The following is a 21,464-nucleotide window of genomic DNA, read 5'->3' on the forward strand; positions in this document are numbered from 1 at the left end:
AGGCATTCCTGTTCGGCGCAGCAACCGACTTCGGCATCGACCCGCACATCGACACATGGCCGCTCGACCTGGAAGGACTGGCCACTGAGCTAAAGAACACCGACAAAGTGGCCAACATGGACGGCGAAGACGGCATATCCTATGCAGCCAACAAGCTGGGACAGGAGCTGCTGGGATTCCACGGCATTGAGTTTATCATCTTCCGCGACGGCGCCAACCGCAAGATTGAGAAGCTGCGCGGCGTTGAAGACGACCCTGATTTTGTTAAGGTGGCAACAAACGTTACAGGTCTTGAAGAACTGATTTATGCCACAGCCGTTGCCGGCGACCTGCGCGACCGCTGCTATCAGCTCAACGTATCATGGAACGCCGACGCACCCGAAGAGCAGCGCACACGTGTCGTAGACGAGTGTGAACTGCCTTGCACCGTGGGCAGCGGCAACAACTCTTATGGCACAAACATGCTCAACGCCGGTCAGGCCGGAAGCACTTATGCCATGTGGCGCGAGGTGGCAAGCACCATCCTGCTGAGCGGATGCGAGAATATTGCAAAGGAAGTGTATTCACAGAAGATGGGACTTGCCTACAGCGGCGAAGACCCCAACTACATTGAGTCGCCCTACAGCAAGCGCTCCTTCTATGACTTCTACGACAACATCATAAGCATAGAGAACAGCATATACGGCGGCGTTGAAGGCAACCGCAACGAAAGCAAGTCGATCATGGCGTACTTGAAAAAGTATAACCCGGAACTTGCCGCCACGGTTGAAACAAACATAAAGAACTCTCTCGATAAGCTTACGGCATGCCAGAACAGCGGCACTGCCTTTGTTGACAATCCCAAAGCTCAGTGTGTGGCCGACGCCATAGCTGCCATAGAAGCGCTCGATGCAAGCCTGACGGCAGCATCAACATGGATTGCAGCCAACTGACAATACTTTTTAAAGGTTATTAGAAGTTATGCCACGGCAAGCCTTCACACGGTCTGCGTGGCGTAATTTTACGCCTGAAAGGCAAGAGCAATCGCTGAACCGATAAAGAAAGCAAAGACAAAATAATCTTAAAACAGCATATTATGAAATTTATAAATATCAGAAACTGTCATGTTGCCGCTCTCGCGGCGTGTGCCTGTCTGTCGTTTCAGGCCTGCACTGACGATGAGCGTCTTCCGGAGAACACGGGCGACATTGAGTATGTTGGACAGGATGTGGGCAACTTCTCGGCCGACGAGTGGTATCCGGGCGGCAAGCTCGGCACTACCGAAAACGTAGGCGCGGGCTGCTATGAAGACGACGCCCCTATAGTAGACGAAATGGGACTGCTAAGTGAGTTTCATCTCGGCGAGGTGCTCTTTGAGCGCAACTTCAACACGAGCACTCCGCCGTTCAACGGTCTCGGACCGGCATCGGTCAGAAAGTCGTGCATCGACTGCCATCCGGGTTACGGCCACGGCAAGCGGCAGGAGTCATATAAGGCAGGCTTCGGCAACGGCTACCTGCTCGTGATATATCATCCCGAAGACGGAGCCAACAGCAACGACGGTCCCTACATCAGCGAGGTTACGGGTATGCCGCAGACACAGGCCGTGTCGCCGTTTCTTCCGCCCGTTGACGAGGACAAAATCAGCATGACATGGAAAACCGTGGAAGGTACGATGCCGAGCGGACTGTCGGCAACGGAGTTTCCCGACGGCGAGAAATATCAGCTCATATATCCCGAAGTGACCATTTCGCAGGATGCGTTCAACACAGACCCTAAGCCTACCAACATTGCCGTGCGCCTGGAATCTACAATAGGCATAATGGGCACGGGCCTCATTGACGCCATACCCGAGGACTCGCTCAAGAAACAGTATCAGGAGGAGGCTAAATACATAGAGCTCAACCCTGCCATGTGGGACAAGGCCGCCAACGACTGGGCATCTACGGCCTACTATACCAACTGGACTTCGCCGGGCGCGCTGGCCGACGGCACTCCCGTCACGGGGATGATAAAGCGCTACACCTATGCGCTGACACGTGCCAGTCTGCAGGACGGCGCAGGAGCCAACGCCATGTGGAACATTCCGAACGTGAGCCGTCCTGACCGCCCGAAGCTCTACACCACCGACGCATGGGCCTTGGCGATGTCGAAGAACCAGGACGTGATAGCTGCGATAAAGAGCGACCCTACGTCGCCGTATTATGCCGACGGAACTGACAGCGGCATTGCCGACGCCGTGAAGAATCTGCTGTCACCAAGCACCAACCAGTTTGACAACCAGTGGCACAACTTTGAGCCGGAGATGAGCAACGACAACTTCTACGCCTTCATGGTGTGGCACCGCGGACTGGCCATACCTCGCGCCCGCAACCTTAACGACCCTGATGTGCAGCGCGGCAAGAAGTTGTTTATGGAGATGGGCTGCGCCACATGCCACCGTCCGTCGTGGACAACGGGCGACGACAACTACTGGACGCCCGACGTGATAAAGGGCAAGCCGCTGCCTAAGTATCCGCGCCAGAAGATTTATCCTTACTCTGACTTCGTGCAGCACCGTCTGCACATGATCAACGACATTCACGGCTCATGGTGCCGCACCACACCGCTATGGGGCCGCGGTCTGTCGCTGATTAACACCGGTGCACAAGACCGTCTGCACGACTGCCGCGCACGCAACGAGATAGAGGCCATAATGTGGCATGCCTACAGCAAGGAGAGCGACGCATACGCCTCGGCAGCAAAGTTCTATAACCTCAGCAAAGCCGACCGCGACGCCGTGGTGAAGTTCCTGCAGGCGATATGATTTTTTGTAGTTAAAGGAGTTAGAGTAGTTAAAGGAGTTAAAGTCATATGTCTTGTGGCTTTACTCCTTTTGAATATTGTGAATAAGTAATTCAATAAATATTTTTGCCTTGACTCCTAAAGAGCAATGCTATTAACTTTAACTCCTTTAACTACTCTAACTCCCGTCTTACAAAAGTGAAAAATCCAAATGCGTAGTGGTTGATAAGAAGCAACAAGGCTATTGACTTTAACTCCTAGCCAACTTGTTGGCGATAACTACTTCTAACTCCTTTAACTCCTAAAAACACATGACCCTTTCCCGTTCCCTCCTTGCTCTTTACGTGAGCATCATAACGATAATGGCTGCGGCCACGATAACAGAGAAATACATGGGCAGCGACTATGTTGCCGATGCCATATACGGCTCATGGTGGTTTGCCGCCATGTGGGCACTGCTGGCGGCAGCAGGCGTGGCGTATATCGTGAAGAGGCGCGTAAGGCGCGCGTCGGTGCTGCTGCTCCACGGCTCGTTCGTCGTGATACTGCTCGGCGCCCTGCTCACCCACGTGTCGGCATCGCAAGGCACGGTAAGGCTGCGGCTCGGCGAGACAACCGACACGTATGTGGTCAGCACGAAAGACGGCGACATACGGCACAAGCTGCCGTTCAAGCTAAGGCTGAAGTCGTTCGACATACACTATCACGACGGCACAAAAGCCGCGGCCGACTATGTAACAAGGCTCACCGTTACCGACGGCGACAAGACCACAGAGGCACTTGTTTCGATGAACAACATATTCAGCTACAAGTCTGTAAGGCTCTATCAGATGTCTTACGACCCCGACATGCGCGGCAGCGTGCTCTCGGTCAACCGCGACCCGTGGGGCATACCCGTAACCTACTGCGGCTACGCCCTGCTCTTTATTGCCATGATATGGATGCTCATCGACCCCAAGGGGCCTTACCGCCGCCTGCTGCGCAGCGACATAGTGAGAAAGGGAATGATGACCTTTGCGCTGCTTGTCGCCACTACGTTTATGGCTCACGGCGCAACGACGCTGCCTAAGGAGACGGCCGACAAGTTCGGACGGCTGTATGTTCTCTACAACAACCGCGTATGCCCGCTGCAGACTCTCGCCATAGACTTCACGAAGAAACTGTGCGGCAGCGCAAGCTACGGCGGCTACACGGCAGAACAGGTGCTGATGGGCTTCGTGATGTGGCCCGACGAGTGGAGCCGCGAGCCGCTGCTCAGACTGAAGGGCGGCGCCCTGCGCGACAGGCTGCAGCTGCCCCGCCACTGCACCATAAACACCTTCTTCAACGACATGATGGGCGGATACATCATTGGCCCCTACCTGAACGAATACTACAACGGGCACGACGACGAGTTTCACCGCCAGGTGGCCGACGTAGACGCGCGCATACAGCTCGTGATGGACCTGCGGCGCGGCAAGCTGCTGAAGGTGTTTCCGTATACCGTCAACGGCAACACCACATGGTATGCCCCAACAGACATCATGCCCGACTCTGCCGTAGCCCCGGCCGACAGACAGTATATGCAGAACGTATTTTCGCTGATATATCAGGAGGCGCTGGCCGGCAACATGGCTTCTGTGGGCAACATTGTCGACAAGATGCTGCGCTATCAGCACAAGAACGGCGGCAGCTCGCTGCCCTCGGGCATGCAGACGCGGGCCGAACGGCTGTATAACGCCGTGCCCTTTGCCACCATCCTCTTCATGCTCAACCTCGGCATGGGCTTCGCCACGCTGTTTGCCGTTCTCTGGCTTATGACACGCCCCACAAGGCGCACCTTGCGCGGCAGCATGCTAATGAAGATTGCAGTAGCTGTCATGCTGCTTTCTTTCGCGGCGCTCACTCTCTGCGTGGCTCTGCGCTGGCTGATAAGGGGCACCGCACCCATGGCAAACGGCTACGAGACGATGCTGCTCATGGCATGGATAATCATGACGGCGTCGCTGCTGCTGTGCCGCCGTTTCGCCATAGTGCTCACCTTCGGCTTCATCATGTCGGGCTTCTTCCTGCTCGTGTCGCACATAAGCCAGATGGATCCGCAAATAACCCACATCATGCCGGTGCTGCAGTCGCCCCTGCTCAGCATCCACGTGTCGGTGATAATGATGGCCTTCGCCCTGCTCTCGCTCACCTTCATCTGCGGCATCACGGCCCTGCTGCTGCGCGCCATGAGGGGCAGTCGTGCAGAGGGGCTCGCCGCTCAGCTTGCAGCCCTGCGCGCCCTGTCGCAGCTGTTCTACTATCCTGCCATGGCGGCCCTGGCCGTGGGCATATTCGTAGGCGCGGTGTGGGCCAACGTGTCGTGGGGCACCTACTGGAGCTGGGACGCCAAGGAGGTGTGGGCGCTGATAACCTTCATGGTGTATGCCGCGGCTGCACACGGGACGTCGCTCCCGATGATGCGCAGGCCCATGCCGTGGCATGTGTTTATGGTGGCGGCCTTTGCCACAATACTGATGACATACTTCGGCGTGAACTATTTTCTTGGCGGAATGCACTCGTATGCATGACGCCGGTACAGGGCCGATGCACTCAAGGGCAGCAAAAGGCAATGCTGCCCGGAATGCCGTTTTGTAAAATAATCGGATAAATTCCGTCCGTTTGACGCTCTCAGAACAGCGATGCCCGTGGCAAAGCCATAGTTTGGCGCAAAAAACACGAAAAACATTGCAGTTTTGTCATCTTCCTTATTATCAGCGCTTTATGCCCAAGAAGAGACAAAACTGCAATGGTTAAAAAATATTACTATGCCGTTTACGGTGCAAAAGTGGGCCACTTACGCTGCAAAACATGCCCGATTTTCGTCCGTAAAGCATGCTTTCATGCTCAAAAACCCATGCTTTCATTCCTTTCATAACAGGGTAAAAGTGAATGTATGTTAACCCTGCGGCATTTTCATTCGACAAAATTAACATCCGTTGTATTTTAATTTTCCAGAACGGAAAATATTTTTGTCATAAGTTTTTACCACGCAACAAAGCCCATGAGCAGGGCGGAAAACATGATAAAACACAAAATAAAACGGGAGGCCTCTTCACAGAGACTTCCCGTCAGTTAACTTAAAACAATCAATAAAAGAAATAGATTGTCACGTTAAAATTATATGTTCGGCGGCACACACGAGGCACATCAGCCCCACTGCCGTCAGTCTTTATATTGATAATGTCTGGCTATTATCTTATGAAGAGCAGCTCACGATACTTAGGCAGAGTCCAGAGCTCGTCGGCAACGATAAGCTCGAGCTTGTCTATGTGGTAGCGTATCTCCTCCATCTTTGGAGCCACCGTGTCGTGATATGCTATGGCTTTCTCGCGCTCGCTCTCAATCTTGTTGGCCACCTTGCGCGCGTTGATAAGCTCGTCAACGCCGTTCTCTATTATCTGCGTGCGCTCGGCAATCTCCTCAATAATCTTGATGTTGCGCGAACAGAGCTTCTCAACCTTCTCCTTAGAGAATATCTGCAGCATGTTCTGAACGTTCTTGGCCAGCTGGCTCTGATAATGGGTTGCCACAGGTATGATGTGGTTCATCGACAGGTCGCCCATTACACGTGCCTCAATCTGTATGCGCTTGGTGTAGGTGTCCCATTTAACCTCGTTGCGGGCAGCAAGCTCTTTCTCGCTCATCACGTTCATGTCTTCAAACATCTTTATCGACTCCTTGCTCAGGTAGTTGTCGAAGATAAGCGGACAGCTTGTCTCGCAGTCGAGTCCGCGGCGCTTTGCCTCCTCAACCCACTCGTCAGAATATCCGTTTCCGTCGAAGCGTATGGGCTTGCAGGTCTTGATGTCCTCACGCAGCACGTCGATGATGGCGCTTGTCTGGTCTTGTCCCTTCTCGATGAGGGCGTCAACGCGCTTCTTGAAGTCGCTCAGAGCCTCAGCCACGGCTGTGTTGAGGGCTATCATGGCCGAAGCACAGTTGGCCTCGCTGCCCACGGCACGGAACTCGAAGCGGTTACCTGTAAAGGCAAACGGACTTGTACGGTTGCGGTCGGTGTTATCTATGAGCAGTTCGGGTATCTCAGGTATGTCGAGCGTCATGCCCTGCTTGCCTGCCACGTTGAACAGGTCCTTGCTGTTGCTGTTCTCTATATGGTCGAGCAGTTCTGACAGCTGCTTGCCGAGGAACGAAGATATGATTGCCGGAGGTGCCTCATTGGCTCCCAGACGATGGGCGTTGGTAGCGCTCATGATAGAAGCCTTGAGCAGTCCGTTGTGTCTGTATACGCCCATGAGAGTCTCAACGATGAAGGTAACGAAGCGCAGGTTGTCTTCAGGAGTCTTGCCCGGTGCATGCAGCAGCACGCCGGTGTCGGTAGACAAGCTCCAGTTGTTGTGCTTGCCCGAACCGTTGATGCCTGCGAAGGGTTTCTCATGCAGCAGTACGCGGAATCCGTGCTTGCGTGCCACTTTCTTCATGAGCGACATGAGCAGCATGTTGTGGTCGATGGCCAGGTTGGTCTCCTCGAATATAGGAGCTATCTCAAACTGGTTGGGGGCAACCTCGTTATGGCGTGTCTTACAGGGGATCGACAGCTCGAGAGCCTGCACCTCAAGGTCTTTCATGAAGGCCTGTACGCGGTCGGGGATGGTGCCAAAGTAGTGGTCGTCCATCTGCTGGTTCTTGGCAGAGTCGTGGCCCATCAGGGTGCGTCCTGTAAGCATCAGGTCAGGACGTGCGCTGTAGAGTCCCTCGTCAACGAGGAAATACTCCTGCTCCCATCCAAGGTTGCATGTAACCTTTTTTACTCTCTGATCGAAATAATGACAAACCTCAGTTGCGGCAGTGTTCACAGCGTGAAGGGCACGCAGCAGCGGAGCCTTGTAGTCGAGAGCCTCGCCGGTGTAAGAGATGAAGATAGTAGGAATACACAGCGTGTCGTCCATGATGAATACGGGCGATGTGGGATCCCAGGCTGAATATCCGCGGGCCTCGAAGGTGTTTCTGATACCGCCGTTGGGGAACGAGCTTGCGTCAGGCTCCTGCTGTACGAGCAGCTTGCCCGAGAACTCCTCTATCATGCCGCCCTTGCCGTCGTGCTCTATGAAGGCGTCGTGCTTCTCGGCAGTGCCTTCTGTAAGCGGCTGAAACCAGTGAGTGTAGTGTGTAACGCCGTTCTCCTCGGCCCACTGCTTCATGCCGGCAGCCACTGCATCGGCTATAGAGCGGTCGAGTCGCGAACCGTTGTCAATGACATCAATGAGCTTGTCATATACATCTGCAGGCAGGTACTTATACATCTTTGCCCTATTGAAGACATACTTGCCGAAGTATTCTGACGGGCGTTCCAGCGGAACCATTACTTCCAGCGGCTTTTTCTTGAAAGCCTCTTCAACAACCTGAAATCTTAAGTTTGTCATTGTTAAAAAGTTTTATTTATTATACTTATGCCTATTCTTTATCTGAAAACATATGCAAAGATAATGCTAAATTTCATTATGACACCTTTTTATGAGATAAATGTTGCTTTTTTTTACATTCATAGCGCAATTTATAATACAAAGTAAGTCTTTCGCAGACTTAAATTGGCATAACATGCGCCACACGCCACCACTCACCCACATGTCAATGACGCCACGTCGCCCGGTGTGTACTTACGCCCGTCAAGCAGAAACCTTACGGCCCGGCGCCCTGCCGCATTCTACTTCTGCATCCACAGACTTATGCGGCGCATGGCCTCCTTGCAGTCTTCACGCTCACCGAAGGCCGTAAGTCTTACGAAACCTTCGCCGCTCGGACCGAAGCCTACGCCCGGCGTGCATACCACCTGCGCTCCATAGAGCATCTGCTCAAAGAACTTCCAGCTGTCAATGTTGCCCGGAGTCTTCACCCAGAGATACGGAGCGTTTACGCCACCATACACCTTCAGTCCTAAAGATGTCAGCGTCTCACGCATTATCTTGGCGTTGTCCATATAGTATTTTATAGTCTCCCTTACCTGCTCCTTGCCTTCGGGGGTATATATAGCCTCGGCTGCGCGCTGGCTTATATTGCTTGTGCCGTTAAACTTGGTGCACTGCCTGCGATACCACATCGGATTCAGCGGATAGCGTTCCTTGCCGTCTATGCTGGCAGCCGTAAGTTCCTTGGGCACAACCGTATAGCCGCATCTCACGCCGGTGAATCCTGCCGTCTTCGAGAAGCTTCTGAACTCTATCGCAACCTTGCGCGCCCCTTTTATCTCATAGATCGAATGGGGAATGTCGTCGTCCTGAATATAAGCCTCGTATGCAGCGTCATAGAATATCAGAGTGTCGTTTTTCAGCGCATAGTTCACCCACTTGCGCAGTTCTTCCTTCGTTATAACGGTTCCCGTAGGGTTGTTCGGATAACACAGGTATATTATGTCTACACGCTGGTCGGGTATCTGTGGCACAAAGTTGTTCTCTTCCGTGCATGGTATGTAGGTAACGTTGCTCCACTTGCCGTCAACAAGCGCACCAGCCCTGCCGCACATCACGTTAGAGTCGACATATACGGGATATACCGGATCGGTAACGCCGAAGTTGTTGTCCCAGCGCACCAGCTCGCCAATGTTGCCCGTGTCGCTCTTTGCACCGTCGTTGACGAACACCTCACTCGGGTCGATATGTATGCCGCGCGAAAGATAGTCGTTCTTCACGATAGCCTCACGCAGGAACATGTATCCCTGTTCAGGACCGTATCCGTGAAAGCCTTCCCTGGTGCTCATCTCGTCAACGGCCTTGTGCATGGCCTTGATAACAGCAGGACACAGCGGACGCGTAACGTCGCCGATGCCAAGGCTTATCACGTTGGCCTTCTGATGCGACACCTTAAAGGCATTCACCTTTTTCGCAATGTCGGCAAACAGATAGTTTTTTGTCAGTTTTAGATAATGTTCGTTTATTAATGCCATATTTATTTTTATTGATGTTTAAGTTATTTTCTTTTCTATGTTGTGACTGTTCCTAATTCCGGCCTCTGCCTGTTTCTAAAAATTCCTGATACAATCTTTTGTCTTTAAAAAACTCACCTAATCTGATTTATGCTTATATCCGCAACCTTATCAGGGAAGCGGTATCTCACCGTCAAACACAAATTCGGCACCGCCAGTAAGATAAACATGATTGTCAGTTTCTCGCCATTCAATTTCGAGCGTGCCTCCGTCCATCACGACCTTACTGCTGCAGCCTGCCACTCCGAGCTTTGCCGCCGCAACAGCCGTGGCACATGCCCCGGTGCCGCATGCCATCGTTATGCCGCTTCCACGCTCCCACACCCTTGTACGCAGCGTGTCTTTCTCAACGAGATGGGCAAACTCTATATTACAGCGTGCAGGGAAAGCCTCGTGATGCTCCAGCAAGCGCCCGTAGGTATCTACGTCGGCAAGGCCTTCAGCGTCCGTGAATATCACGAAATGCGGATTACCCATCGACACAAACATGCCTTTAAAGAGTTTGCCGCCGGCTTCAAGCATGCCTCCCGCCTCGGTGTCTGTCCTAGGCACAAACTGTCCGGCCACATCAAAGCGCGGCTCAAGCATATCTACGGTTACGCTGTCAACCTTCTGTCCGCAGACATGCAGGTTCAGAGTTTTTATTCCTGAAAGAGTTTCGAGGCGTATAGTACGACTCGACGTCATGCCTTTTTCATAAAGATACTTTCCAATGCATCTTGAGGCATTGCCGCACATCATTGCTTCAGAACCGTCGGCATTGAATATGCGCATGGAAAAGTCGGCATCGGCAGACACAGGACGCCCTATCAGCACCAGTCCGTCGCTGCCTATGCCCTTATGGCGCGAACTCCACTTTATGGCAGCCTCAACAGGAGAAGGAATATTATACAGCAACGTATTAACATAAATATAATCATTCCCGGCTCCGTGCATCTTCGTAAATCTAATCATTGTTGGTGTCATTATGATTATCTTTTCACGTTAATGTTTTCTTTTTGCATGATCTTCAATGCAAATTTACAACATCTTGTGCAACATAATAACACTTTCATCAATTTATTACATTACTTTATACAAAATATTACGTTTTATCGATAAATATGCAATATTTATTATAAATCATTACAACAAATAACCATATTCAATACAAATCGTCAGCAAAGCAAAAAGTTTAGATTACCGAAAAAACAACATCAAAAATCCAAAAATATCCATTAAAATTAATGGGTTATAATAACAAGGTTACACGAACAGGCTTATTGACAAAAAACCGGCTCTTGTCTCGCTTTGGACAAGAGCCGGTTGTATCTTATAATAACGCTATATTACAAAGGCGTTAAACGTACGGAAATTATCAGTTTTCTTTACTTTTTCATCCGCATGTTGAGCTGATAGATGGCGGGCAGGAATATGAACATAGAGAATATCAGCGACAGCACCACACTCTTCTGATTGCCGCCGAAAAGTCCGTCGAGACTGCTCATCGAGGCTATATGCGGGAACAGCGTGCACAAGACATACACCACGGTGTTGTTGACCCAATGGACGGCCACACCGGGCAGGATGCTCCCCGTGCGGTAATACATCCAGCCGAGCAACAGACTAATGAGGAAGGCATGGGGCATCTGGGCTGGATTTAGATGGATGACGGCAAACACGGCGGCTGATATCAATATGGCCACCCACGGACGCGAGAAGCTGCCGAGAAGCGACTTGAGGATGGCACCGCGGAACACGGTCTCCTCTACAAACGGAACCAGCAGGCAGAGCACAAAATAGCCATACTGGCTGCTCATGAGCTGGCGGAATGTTTCTTCTGACGTGTTGGCCAGGTCAGGCATAAGGCTCTGAAGCCACACCGAAGGCAGCAGAGTGCCGAGCGAGGCTATGCCGCTCCAGAAGAATATGCCCCACTTGCCTGAACGCAGATAGGCAGGCGAGAGCACGGCCCACTTGCGCCAGACAAACAGCGCAAGCGTGAGGGCACTGTAAACGGCGCACGAAAGTATCTGCATGGGGGCGGTTATCAGCTCAAGCTTCTGACCGTTAAGCACGGCGAGCACGTCTGACGAGGAATGGCCGGCGGCGAGAAGCCACACGGCAAACACCGCCCACGACACGAAATACTGTATGCAGATGAATGCAAACAGATATAATAATGCTTTCTTCATTTCTTGAATTTATGTGATAAAACTATGTTTTAACAGGAAAAATATGTGCGAATGGGCGCATCGCACTTAGCAATCACGCCCTTTCGAGTATCTTTTCGGCAGCTTCGCGGTCGAGCCACAGCTGGTCTACGAGCTTTTTTATTGAGCAGAACTTCTGCTCGTCGCGCAGGCGGTGATAGAACAGCACGTCTACCTGCCGGCCGTAGATATCTTCCTCAAAGTCGAAGATGTTAACCTCGAGCGTGGTTTCATGGCCGTCAAAGGTTGGCCTTGTGCCGATGTTCATCATGCCGTTGAGCAGACCGTCGCAGCCCTCCACCCTTACTTTCACGGCATAAACGCCATGCTCGGGTATCAGCTTCTGCGCATCGTCCACCTCAATGTTGGCCGTAGGAAAACCCAGTTTGCGTCCCTCACGGTAGCCGCCCTTCACCTTACCTGAAAAGAAGTAAGGATAGCCAAGGCACATGGCAGCCATGTCGGCCTCGCCTCCGGAAAGGAATGTGCGTATAACCGAGGAGCTTACGTTGACTCCGTTGAGCACGAAAGCATTGCCGCGCACCACCTCGATGCCTATCTCGCGGCCGTAGCCCACATAGTCGTCAAAGCCTTCTGTGCGGCTGTGGCCGAAGCGGTTGTCGTAGCCCATGATGAGTTTTCTTACGTTCAGGCGGTCGCGCAGCACGTCGTGCATAAAGTCGTAGGCCGTCATGGCAGCCATTTCGCGGTCGAAGTGGAGCACTACGCAGTTGTCGGCACCGGTTTTTGACAGCAGTGCCAGCTTCTCGTCGAGTGTAGACAGCAGCTTGGGCTGAAACTCCATGTTGAGCACCTGGCGCGGATGTCGGTCGAAGGTTATCACCGTCGACTGCAGTTCTGGGCTGGCCGCCGCGCAGTCGGTTACAGACTTTATGAGATACCGGTGCCCGCGGTGAACGCCGTCGAAGAATCCGATGGTGGCCACGCAGGGCGCCATCTCAGCGCTGTCGGTATCTGTAAATATAGTTCTCATAAGCTACTTTACGGTTATTATTTCACACACGGTCGAGCCATTCGTCGCCCGTAAGGTTAAGGCTCATCATGCCCAGCTGGCTTGCAGCAGCACAGTTTACGGGCGAGTCGTCGATAAACAGAGTCTCATAGGCAGCCATGCCCGAGTCCATGAGCACCTTGCCGAATATCTGCGGGTCGGGCTTCAGCATGTGCATGCGGTACGACAGATATGTTTTCTCAAAATAGTCGTCAACATCCATGCCGTCATTCCTGAACATGCCGTCCAGGGCCTTCTGCCAGTGTATGGGGTTGGTGTTGCTCAGCAGCACCATGCGGTAGCGCCCCTTGAGACTTGTCAGTTTCTCGAGCCGCTGGCGGGGTATACCTGTCAGCAGCGCATTCCATGCCTCGCAGATGTCTGCATCGTCAGCATTGCAGCCGGTGCAGATGCGTCTCACCTCGTTGCAGAACTCCTCAACGCCGGTGTTACCCACCTCAAGGTCGTGAAACAGGTTTTCCTGACGGCACTCGTCAACGTACCTTACTATCTCGTGTGCTCCAATCTTGTCGAAAGCCTCGATGCAGCGATGCTTGTCAAGATTGACAAGCACGCCGCCGAAGTCGAATATTATGTTCTTTATTTCTTGCATCTCAGCCTCTTTATTCCGCGCCATATCTCACCTACCCACATTACTATGGATGTTGCGCCGATTATGGTTATCCATTCCATGGCCGACAGCGGTTCCGTGCGGAACATCTTGCCGCCGAAGGTTACGATGAGCCACTGGCCTGCAAGGATGAACAGCAGGACGAGCAGCAGACCGTTGTCGTGCTTGAAGTCGTGGAATGCCGAATGGTTAGAGCCGAACGACTTGGCGTTGAACAGATTCCAGAACTGCAGCATGACGAACGTGGTGAAGAATATCGAGAGTTCATGTATATGAAGGTCGGCACCGCTCGACAGACTGTGCAAGAGCAATGCGAACAGCACGGCAAAGAATGCCAGGCCACAGAACACGATACCCTTGGCCATGCCGCGTGTGATGATAAAGTCGGTGCGCTTACGCGGTTTCTCCTTCATCACCTCCTCCGACGGCGGCAAAGATGCCAGAGCCAGTGCGGCAAAGGTATCCATTATGATGTTAACCCACAATATCTGTGTAACAGTGAGCGGCATCTCTGTTCCTATCACTGAGCCGCAAAGCACGAGCAGCAGAGCCGTAACGTTTACTACGAGCTGGAAGAACAGGAAGCGCTGTATGTTGCGGTAGAGCGAGCGGCCCCACATAACGGCGTTGACAATGCTGCGGAACGAGTCGTCTATCAGCGTCATGTCGCTGGCCTCCTTGGCAACCGACGTTCCCGAACCGAGCGACAGACCCACATGGGCGTGATTGAGCGCAGGAGCATCGTTGGTTCCGTCGCCTGTAACGGCCACCACGGCGTCGTGCTTCTGCAACAGGTTCACAAGGCGCTGCTTGTCGGTCGGCCTTGCACGGCTCATCACTTTCAGCTTCATCACACGGTTGAAAGCCTCATCGTCGCTCAAAGCGGCAAAGTCGGGACCTGTTATCTGAGCCTCGGCAGGCGTATCGGCATCCCAGATGCCTATCTGGCGGGCTATCTCGATAGCTGTGGCCGATGTGTCGCCGGTTACTATCTTAACGGTTATACCTGCGTCGATACATTCCTTCACGGCTGCGGGCACGTCGGGACGTATCGGGTCGCTTATGGCAGCCACGGCCTGGAACGTAAGGTGGGCGTCGGGCGTCAGCTTGGCAGTATCGATGTCGTCGCCGTTGCCGAGCACCTTATATGCAAACGCCAGTGTACGCATGGCCTGGTTCTGATATCCCGTAAGGCGCTCGCGTATCTCGTTGCGGCGCGCGTCGTCTATGTCGCAGAACTTGGCGACAATCTCGGGCGCACCTTTCACGAAGAGCACTCGCTCAGAGCCGCGTTTAACTATTGTTGCCATATACTTGCGTTCGGTAGAGAACGGTAGCTGATGCTCTATGTTGTCTGCCTGGCGCAGCGCCTTATAGTCAGTCTTGTTCTTCTCGAGCCACAGCAGCAGGGCAACCTCTGTAGGGTTACCAATGCCCTTGCCGCCTTCTTCGTCGAGATGTGCGGTTGTGTTGTATGCTATTGCTTCGTTAAACAGAGCAGCGTCGTCGGCATACATTGCCATGTCGGCCACCTGCATCTTGTTTTGCGTCAGCGTACCCGTCTTGTCGGTGCATATCACCGTAACGGCACCCATTGTCTCGCAGGCATGCAGCTTGCGCACAAGGTTGTTGTTCTTGAGCATGCGGCGCATGTTGAGAGCCAAGCTGAGCGTAACGGCCATAGGCATACCCTCGGGCACTGACATCACGATGAGCGTAACGGCCATCATGAAGTATTCGAGCACCACCTTCACCATGCCGAGATAGTTGTCCGAATGCCACAGGTTGTGCGGATCGGTCAGTATGTCGCGGCCGAGGAATATCACAAATGCTGCCACTGATATGCCCACACCAAACTTGCTTATCATCTTGGCAAGCTTGTCGAGCTGCATGTTCAGCGGAGTCTTAACCGAAGTCATCTCCGTACTTGAGCGTGCCACCTTGCCTATTTCAGTAGCATCGCCAACCTCAGTAACCTGATACACGCCGCGGCCGTTCATCACCATAGTGCTGCGCAGCACCTTCGACGAGGGATAAGTGGCCTCCTTGTCGTTCTTGTCGGGATCGGCATGCTTTGTTATTATAGGCTCGCCGGTGAGCGACGACTCGTCTATCTGCAGGTCGGTCGACTCGATAAGCGTTCCGTCGGCAGGTATCTCGTCGCCGACTTCTATTATAACAATGTCGCCCACGACAATGTCCTTGCGTGCCACCTGCACCACCTTGCCGTTGCGGCGCACCTTTACGGGCGACTCCTCGCCGAGAGCCGTAAGCACATTAAACTTCTTGGCTGCGTCCATCTCGAAGTAAAAGCCGATGGTGGTGGCAAGGATTATGGCAAGGATAATGCCGATAGACTCAATGTAGTTGTTCTCGATTACGGCAAGACCGAGCGAGATAACAGCTGCAAAAAGTAAGATTTTGATTATCGGATCCTTGTATTTTTCAAGATAAAGTTTCCACAAGGGTGTCCTCTCCGGGGGTGTAAGCACATTCTCGCCATGCGCCGAACGGCTCTTTTCCACTTCATTATCCGTCAGCCCGGGCTGATTGGTGAATAATGGGTTAAATTCGTTACTCATTTAAGACGTATAAATAATGAATTGATATTATAATCCGACTTGAACATCACAGACCCGTCAAGACCCGTAAGCCTCATTATGAGTCCGTTAATTTTACATTCTGCAAAGTTAACATAATTCGCTGAATTGTATCAACGAGATGCCCACAATCATGGTTTTTTAACGAATATTTTACCGCAAAACAACTTTTCTTCGTCATTTAAAGCATATTTTGCAAAAAATATTTGGTTATTTGAATAAATAGCTATACCTTTGCACACGAAAACTTAACACCGCAAGGTTTAAGAGGGCTTTTAGCTCAGTTGGTTAGAGCAACAGACTCATAATCTGGAGGTCCCAGGTTCAAGCCCTGGATGGCCCACGTTGAAAATCAAGCACTTACAGACTTTCTGTAGGTGCTTTTTCTTTTATTGGTGACCTTCAGGTGACCTTTTTGACGCGAAACTTTGTAAAAGTGACCCTCTGAAATTTCATAGAATTGCAGTAAATCTTTATGGATTTTTAATAAAAGATGATGGTAAAAATCGGTTGTTTTTATACTAATTTATTTTTGCTGGAAGCAATATTTCCGAAAGAGGCTCACAACACAATTATATTTCGACGTGTGAACATACAGGTGGTTCCAACCTTTGTGCCATATTGCAGACTTGCCATGATTTTTCGGTTTGGACCAACTTAGACCAATATTTAGCAAGCAGTTTGTGCCATTATACATAATTTTGCAAAAAGCGCCCATAGAGAATGAATAAAATGAAAGGGGAATACACAAAAAGTTCTGTCAAATGTTTGGAGATTGCGAAAAGATTCCTAACTTTGGCGAATTTGAGCTTTACTTTTAATAAAGTGAGTGAGACAAGACATTTGTGTGCACGCACAGACAGTGACGTTCAGGAAGTAGAATCTGGCAGTTCAACCCTGATGATGACGGAACGAGGTCTGAGCGAGTTCGCATCGTGTTACGGTGTGGATTCCTCTTTCATGTTTTCTTCATCATCGGGTTTTGCCAGAACCTTACTTTCAGAAAATGTGGATGACAGTCCACACCGTCCTTTCATTCCCCAAGCTGTGCGTCAACACGAAAAACAACATATTCTTAACATTAACTTTATAATCATGAAAAAGAGTCTTGCTTTATTATTCCTGATGTTTTTTGCCATAACGGTTTACGGGCAGACTGATACGGTACAGAGTCGTTCATTGCCAGTGGGTGAGAAGGTTTTTGATGTTGTGGAAGAACAACCGTCGTTCCCTGGTGGACAAGGAGCACTTATAAGCTGGCTTGCCGAAAATATCAAATATCCCGTTGAGGCGGCCAAGGCCGGAATTCAGGGGCGTGTCATTGTACAATTTGTTGTTACTGCCACAGGCTCCATTGCCGATGTAAAGGTGGTGCGTGGCGTAGAGCCATCATTAGACAAAGAGGCTGTCCGCGTTATAAGCAGTATGCCGAAATGGACACCCGGCAAGCAGAACGGCACAGCCGTTAATGTAAGGTATACTTACCCTGTAACATTTAGACTTCAATAAGATCCTTATTATCTTTATAAATTAAAGATTAGTAATCATGAAACAAAACGATTTTTACGCTCATCTAAATGAGCAAAAACGGAAATATAAGGAAAAATACTTACCTTATTATAAGGAATATGGAGAACATCTTCCAACAGAAATTTTGCTTAGCTTGAAAGAATACAGGCAGTCTCTGGGAATGACGGCATTAGATGTAGACGATGTTATTGACAAAGTAAAAAATCCTGGATTAGAAGTTCGGCGAATTATATCAAAACAAGATAAAGATCCTACCGTTGATATATCAGCGGTGAAAGAAGAGGCGTCAATGCTTGGTGGCCAATATAGTGATTTGATAGATAAATTGGCAGAATTTGAAGAATATGTTCAAGGGGTGTTAAAAATGACATCGCAATTATCTGACAGGTGTAAAGCCGTGACGAAAAACTTATCTGATTTTGGAACGAGTTTGGCTCAAATGGGATTCAAACGAATGAGAAAACAAAAGTCAGGTGGTGGTGCTGCTATGGGTCTCGGTTTTGCTATTTCTGCCCTTGCTGAGATTGGGGAACAATACGAAAAGAAGCGAATACAACAACAAGAGGAACAGCGTTTGCAGACATTGCTTGAGAAAAAACAAGCATACGCAAATGCAAGTTATGATACGATGAACAGAGTTTTCGAACAGTCACAAAAGACGTTGGGAAAGTATGATGAACTTTTCACAGACCAATCTACGAATTTGATAGATTGGAAAGATAAGTCACGTGATAAACAATTCAAGATGTTTGAATTCGCATTCTTTTGCAAGTTAAAATTCCAATATTTGGTAGAACTGTTGGATTTTACATTGCAGGAAATGGAGGCTTGGATGAAAGGTTATCAGAATTCAGATGCTCCTTATCCGTCATTGAAAGGACTTCTTGATGAAGAGGTGTGTTCATGGGCAATGTTCCTGTCTGATTCAACAGATTTTTATGACGGGAAATGGACTCATTATTTAGAGTCGCTGATAACAGAGAATAAAGATTTATATTTCCCTATAGAAGTTATATTATTTACAAAGCCGTATTTCTTAAGGAATTATGTTGGTGTTGCTCTATGGGAAACGGATTTATACTTTTTATGTCTTCGTCGTCGGGCAACACCTGTTTTAACAGAATTAGCGGATGATGCAAGAGAAGAAATGGGTTATTTAACGGATGTAAAACAGCAAGTCTGTAGCAATGTTAAGGAGATGCTAAGTAAAAACGATTATTATAAAGATTGCAAACAACTCATCACATCCAATTTAAAAAGTCCTGCCAAATTTGACTTCTTTGATGTCTGTGTATTGATAATTATGTTTCTTGTGTTTTTCGTTGGAACATTTTTTGTGATGGCAATATGTGCTGGAATGGTTAAAGGCGGCGGCAATGCAGGTTATGTCATGTCAATACTTCTAATAGCTGGTTTATTTTTATTATTGTATAGCAAACATGAAAAACTAATAAACCTAATGCCATGTATTCGGAAAAATAATGATTATTTTATGCTTTTAGATAGTAATTTAAGAGACCAAGAGGAAGAAATCGCAAACAAATATAATGACATAAAACTATAAAATTATGGAAAAAGAAAATCAACTTGACAGAATTGATGCATCTGTAAACAATTTTGGCAATACAATGATGCAAACGACTGAGTGTTTCAATAGTCTCAATGAACTTACTGGCAATTTGGTGTCAGCAGCAAATAATTATATTGATTTGCAACGTGATATGCATAAAATGGATGTACAATTCAACGCATACGTTGCAACTTTGGATGCTGAATTGGAACGGCATAAAGGAAATCTTCCTGTCGTAGAAAGGCAATTAAACCAAATCAATCAAATGATGGACAAAGTGTTGGACAAGGTATTGTCAATGGATGCCAATACTGACATAGAAATGGATATGAAGATGAAGTATATGGAAACTTTGCAAACATTTACAGACAAGATAGCAACAATGATGATAAAACTTTTATGATTATGGAAGAATTAGAAGCTAAAGTTAAAAAAATAGTAGATATAGTGGTTGGTATCGCAATTCTTTTAGGCGTTCTTTCAGGTTTACCATTCATTACAGGAGCAGCTTAATATGTTTTTGTTATTATGAAAACATTACTTTCTTGGCTCATTGCCAACATTGAGGTGTTCACCACGGTGGTGTTGCTCATTGTCTTCGAGGCGTACATATTTACTGCCGACATAACCACGGTCGCCGGCGGTGACCAGTGGATGCTTGCCGTAGGCGGGGCTATGGGCATAGTAGCGGCGAAAACTGTGATAGGCGGAGTGCCGACGAAGAACACCGTAGGCGACATCGTCAATCTCGGCGTAGTCGTGGTTGCGTATGTCCTAATCTGGGTCATTACGTCTGACGACGACGCGTATCACGTGTTTTATGCGCCATCTATAACCGTGCTGTGCGTGTCGTTGGCTGTGGCCGCCGTTGCCGCGGTGTTCACGTTCATGAATTTCGACGAGGTAGTGTCGCGCCGTTTGCTTTACATTAACAGCAACGCCAGCCTATTCGGCATCGCCGCTATGTACACGTTTAATAGGTTCGTGGCGACGTTCGCCAGTGTAAGCACGTTCGGCCTGATATTAGCGTTGGTGAATTTAATAATTAGATAGTTAACTGGTTATGGGAACGGATGATTTAAAAATAGATAAGTTATATCGTCCGACATGGACGTGTGGGCGGTATAATGAAAGAAGTAAAACTGCGATATATTTCAACCTCTTGTCGGGTTTGAGCTTTTTGTTTGAAGGAAATTCTGCATTGGTATTAGGATATATACTTTCTATAAAAAAGGAGAGTCTTGCTCTTTAGAGGCAATAAGTACCCAGACGTGTATACCTGAAAGTAAAGTAAGACCATTTATATTTCAGTTAGTGTCAAACGGTCTCTTGTCTATGATGCCAATGACAAAGGATGTTGTTGATAAATACCGTAAAACGCTAAAGGAAAAACGCAAAAATGGGAACACAAATGTTGCAACGGAAACAATCAATGACAATGACAGTGTAGAGAAATCTTATGCCAAACTAACAAACAGTCGTGTTGTTACGGTAATGTTTGAACTAACATATAATTGTAGTGAGAAATGTGTGCATTGTTATAATCCAGGTGCCGTTAGAAACGATGAAGAAATAAATTTGCGTGGCAAATATAATGCTTTGCATTGGCCAGATTTTAAGCGTATAATTGATGAACTATATGATGAAGGTTTGGTAAAAGTTTGTTTATCAGGTGGTGATCCTTTCTCAAACAACTATGTTTGGGAAATTATTGATTATTTGTATAAAAGAGACATCGCTTTTGAGATATACACAAATGGACTGAAACTATATGGACAAGAAGAACGTTTAGCAGGCTATTTCCCATGTAATGTTGGCATCTCAATTTACAGTGATAAACCTGAAATTCATGATGCAGTAACACGGGTCAAGGGTTCTTTTAATAAGTCTGTTAATGTTATAGAACGTCTTTCCAGTTTATCTGTACCGTTAGAGATAAAGTGTTGCTTGATGAAAATCAATGTAAAATATTATTTAGGCGTTGCTGATATAGCAAAGCAATATGGTGCAGTGTTCCAGCTTGAATGTGCAATATTTGATTCTGTTGACGGTGATACTTGTGTGAGTAAATATTTACGTTTATCTGAAGAACAGATGAGCATAGTCCTTAGAGATAAGAATAATCCTTTATATGAATGTCCGCATGTTACCAAATTAGCAAAGTTTAAACTGCCAAGTTGCTCCACATCCATGTTTTGGAACACT

15 protein-coding genes and 1 tRNA gene are annotated in these 21,464 nt (G+C 49.0%); 9 read left to right on the forward strand and 7 right to left on the reverse strand.

Annotated features, from left to right (window positions below):
• From QVO66_RS02075 to ccsA, 3 genes are all read left to right on the forward strand, one after another.
• Positions 1–932, forward strand: a 932-nt coding sequence (locus QVO66_RS02075) for an imelysin family protein (RefSeq protein ID WP_288172450.1), incomplete at its 5' end; no start/stop codon positions are given.
• A 143-nt stretch (positions 933–1,075) separates the two neighbouring features.
• The gene (locus QVO66_RS02080; RefSeq protein ID WP_021853724.1) at positions 1,076–2,785 is read left to right on the forward strand and encodes a di-heme oxidoredictase family protein; all 1,710 of its coding nucleotides are present in this window, start codon (positions 1,076–1,078) and stop codon (positions 2,783–2,785) included.
• A gap of 289 nt (positions 2,786–3,074) precedes the next feature.
• The gene (gene ccsA, locus QVO66_RS02085; RefSeq protein WP_021853725.1) at positions 3,075–5,315 is read left to right on the forward strand and encodes a cytochrome c biogenesis protein CcsA; all 2,241 of its coding nucleotides are present in this window, start codon (positions 3,075–3,077) and stop codon (positions 5,313–5,315) included.
• Positions 5,316–5,978: 663 nt separating this feature from the next.
• Here the strand turns inward: ccsA and QVO66_RS02090 are convergent.
• The 7 genes from QVO66_RS02090 to QVO66_RS02120 form a co-directional block, all read right to left on the reverse strand.
• A complete protein-coding gene (locus QVO66_RS02090; protein WP_021853727.1) occupies positions 5,979–8,168 on the reverse strand; it encodes a glutamine synthetase III family protein in 2,190 nt (729 codons plus the stop codon).
• A gap of 281 nt (positions 8,169–8,449) precedes the next feature.
• Positions 8,450–9,685, reverse strand: a complete 1,236-nt coding sequence (locus QVO66_RS02095) for an LL-diaminopimelate aminotransferase (protein ID WP_021853728.1) — start codon at positions 9,683–9,685, stop codon at positions 8,450–8,452.
• 150 nt (positions 9,686–9,835) lie between these two features.
• Entirely contained in the window at positions 9,836–10,678 is an 843-nt protein-coding gene (gene dapF, locus QVO66_RS02100) for a diaminopimelate epimerase (RefSeq protein WP_021853729.1), read from the reverse strand.
• Positions 10,679–11,091: 413 nt separating this feature from the next.
• Positions 11,092–11,898 carry a CPBP family intramembrane glutamic endopeptidase gene (locus tag QVO66_RS02105; RefSeq protein WP_021853730.1) on the reverse strand — a complete coding sequence of 269 codons (807 nt, stop codon included), beginning with the start codon at positions 11,896–11,898 and terminating at the stop codon, positions 11,092–11,094.
• A gap of 73 nt (positions 11,899–11,971) precedes the next feature.
• On the reverse strand, positions 11,972–12,910 hold the full coding sequence (ribF, locus tag QVO66_RS02110; RefSeq protein WP_021853731.1) for a riboflavin biosynthesis protein RibF: 939 nt from the start codon (positions 12,908–12,910) through the stop codon (positions 11,972–11,974).
• Between the two features lie 22 nt (positions 12,911–12,932).
• Positions 12,933–13,565: an HAD family hydrolase gene (locus tag QVO66_RS02115; protein WP_288172451.1), complete on the reverse strand. Its 633-nt coding sequence runs from the start codon at positions 13,563–13,565 to the stop codon at positions 12,933–12,935.
• The gene (locus QVO66_RS02120) at positions 13,529–16,141 is read right to left on the reverse strand and encodes a calcium-translocating P-type ATPase, PMCA-type (protein WP_021853733.1); all 2,613 of its coding nucleotides are present in this window, start codon (positions 16,139–16,141) and stop codon (positions 13,529–13,531) included. Before QVO66_RS02120 ends, QVO66_RS02115 begins: the two co-directional genes overlap by 37 nt.
• 287 nt (positions 16,142–16,428) lie before the next feature.
• On the opposite strand from QVO66_RS02120, the gene QVO66_RS02125 reads away from it, so the two are divergent.
• From QVO66_RS02125 to QVO66_RS02150, 6 genes are all read left to right on the forward strand, one after another.
• Positions 16,429–16,502 (forward strand) — tRNA-Ile (locus QVO66_RS02125).
• A 380-nt stretch (positions 16,503–16,882) separates the two neighbouring features.
• The gene (locus QVO66_RS02130) at positions 16,883–17,668 is read left to right on the forward strand and encodes an energy transducer TonB (protein WP_021853734.1); all 786 of its coding nucleotides are present in this window, start codon (positions 16,883–16,885) and stop codon (positions 17,666–17,668) included.
• A 37-nt stretch (positions 17,669–17,705) separates the two neighbouring features.
• Positions 17,706–19,253 carry a hypothetical protein gene (locus QVO66_RS02135; protein ID WP_021853735.1) on the forward strand — a complete coding sequence of 516 codons (1,548 nt, stop codon included), beginning with the start codon at positions 17,706–17,708 and terminating at the stop codon, positions 19,251–19,253.
• 4 nt (positions 19,254–19,257) lie between these two features.
• On the forward strand, positions 19,258–19,662 hold the full coding sequence (locus QVO66_RS02140) for a hypothetical protein (RefSeq protein WP_021853736.1): 405 nt from the start codon (positions 19,258–19,260) through the stop codon (positions 19,660–19,662).
• 125 nt (positions 19,663–19,787) lie between these two features.
• The gene (locus tag QVO66_RS02145) at positions 19,788–20,312 is read left to right on the forward strand and encodes a hypothetical protein (RefSeq protein ID WP_021853738.1); all 525 of its coding nucleotides are present in this window, start codon (positions 19,788–19,790) and stop codon (positions 20,310–20,312) included.
• A gap of 282 nt (positions 20,313–20,594) precedes the next feature.
• On the forward strand, positions 20,595–21,464 hold an 870-nt coding region (locus QVO66_RS02150), incomplete at its 3' end, for a radical SAM protein (RefSeq protein ID WP_288172452.1).

Source organism: Prevotella sp. CAG:255 (genome assembly GCF_000431195.1).
GTDB classification, from domain to species: Bacteria; Bacteroidota; Bacteroidia; order Bacteroidales; family Bacteroidaceae; genus Prevotella; species Prevotella rara.

Coding starts and splice junctions, on each gene's coding strand:
- QVO66_RS02080 (WP_021853724.1), top strand. CDS start 1,076: ATGAAATTTATAAATATCAGAAACTGTCATGTTGCCGCTCTCGCGGCG.
- QVO66_RS02145 (WP_021853738.1), top strand. CDS start 19,788: ATGAAAACATTACTTTCTTGGCTCATTGCCAACATTGAGGTGTTCACC.
- QVO66_RS02120 (WP_021853733.1), bottom strand. CDS start 16,141: ATGAGTAACGAATTTAACCCATTATTCACCAATCAGCCCGGGCTGACG.
- QVO66_RS02090 (WP_021853727.1), bottom strand. CDS start 8,168: ATGACAAACTTAAGATTTCAGGTTGTTGAAGAGGCTTTCAAGAAAAAG.
- QVO66_RS02140 (WP_021853736.1), top strand. CDS start 19,258: ATGGAAAAAGAAAATCAACTTGACAGAATTGATGCATCTGTAAACAAT.
- QVO66_RS02105 (WP_021853730.1), bottom strand. CDS start 11,898: ATGAAGAAAGCATTATTATATCTGTTTGCATTCATCTGCATACAGTAT.
- QVO66_RS02095 (WP_021853728.1), bottom strand. CDS start 9,685: ATGGCATTAATAAACGAACATTATCTAAAACTGACAAAAAACTATCTG.
- QVO66_RS02115 (WP_288172451.1), bottom strand. CDS start 13,565: ATGGCGCGGAATAAAGAGGCTGAGATGCAAGAAATAAAGAACATAATA.
- dapF (WP_021853729.1), bottom strand. CDS start 10,678: ATGATTAGATTTACGAAGATGCACGGAGCCGGGAATGATTATATTTAT.
- ribF (WP_021853731.1), bottom strand. CDS start 12,910: ATGAGAACTATATTTACAGATACCGACAGCGCTGAGATGGCGCCCTGC.
- ccsA (WP_021853725.1), top strand. CDS start 3,075: ATGACCCTTTCCCGTTCCCTCCTTGCTCTTTACGTGAGCATCATAACG.
- QVO66_RS02130 (WP_021853734.1), top strand. CDS start 16,883: ATGAATAAAATGAAAGGGGAATACACAAAAAGTTCTGTCAAATGTTTG.
- QVO66_RS02135 (WP_021853735.1), top strand. CDS start 17,706: ATGAAACAAAACGATTTTTACGCTCATCTAAATGAGCAAAAACGGAAA.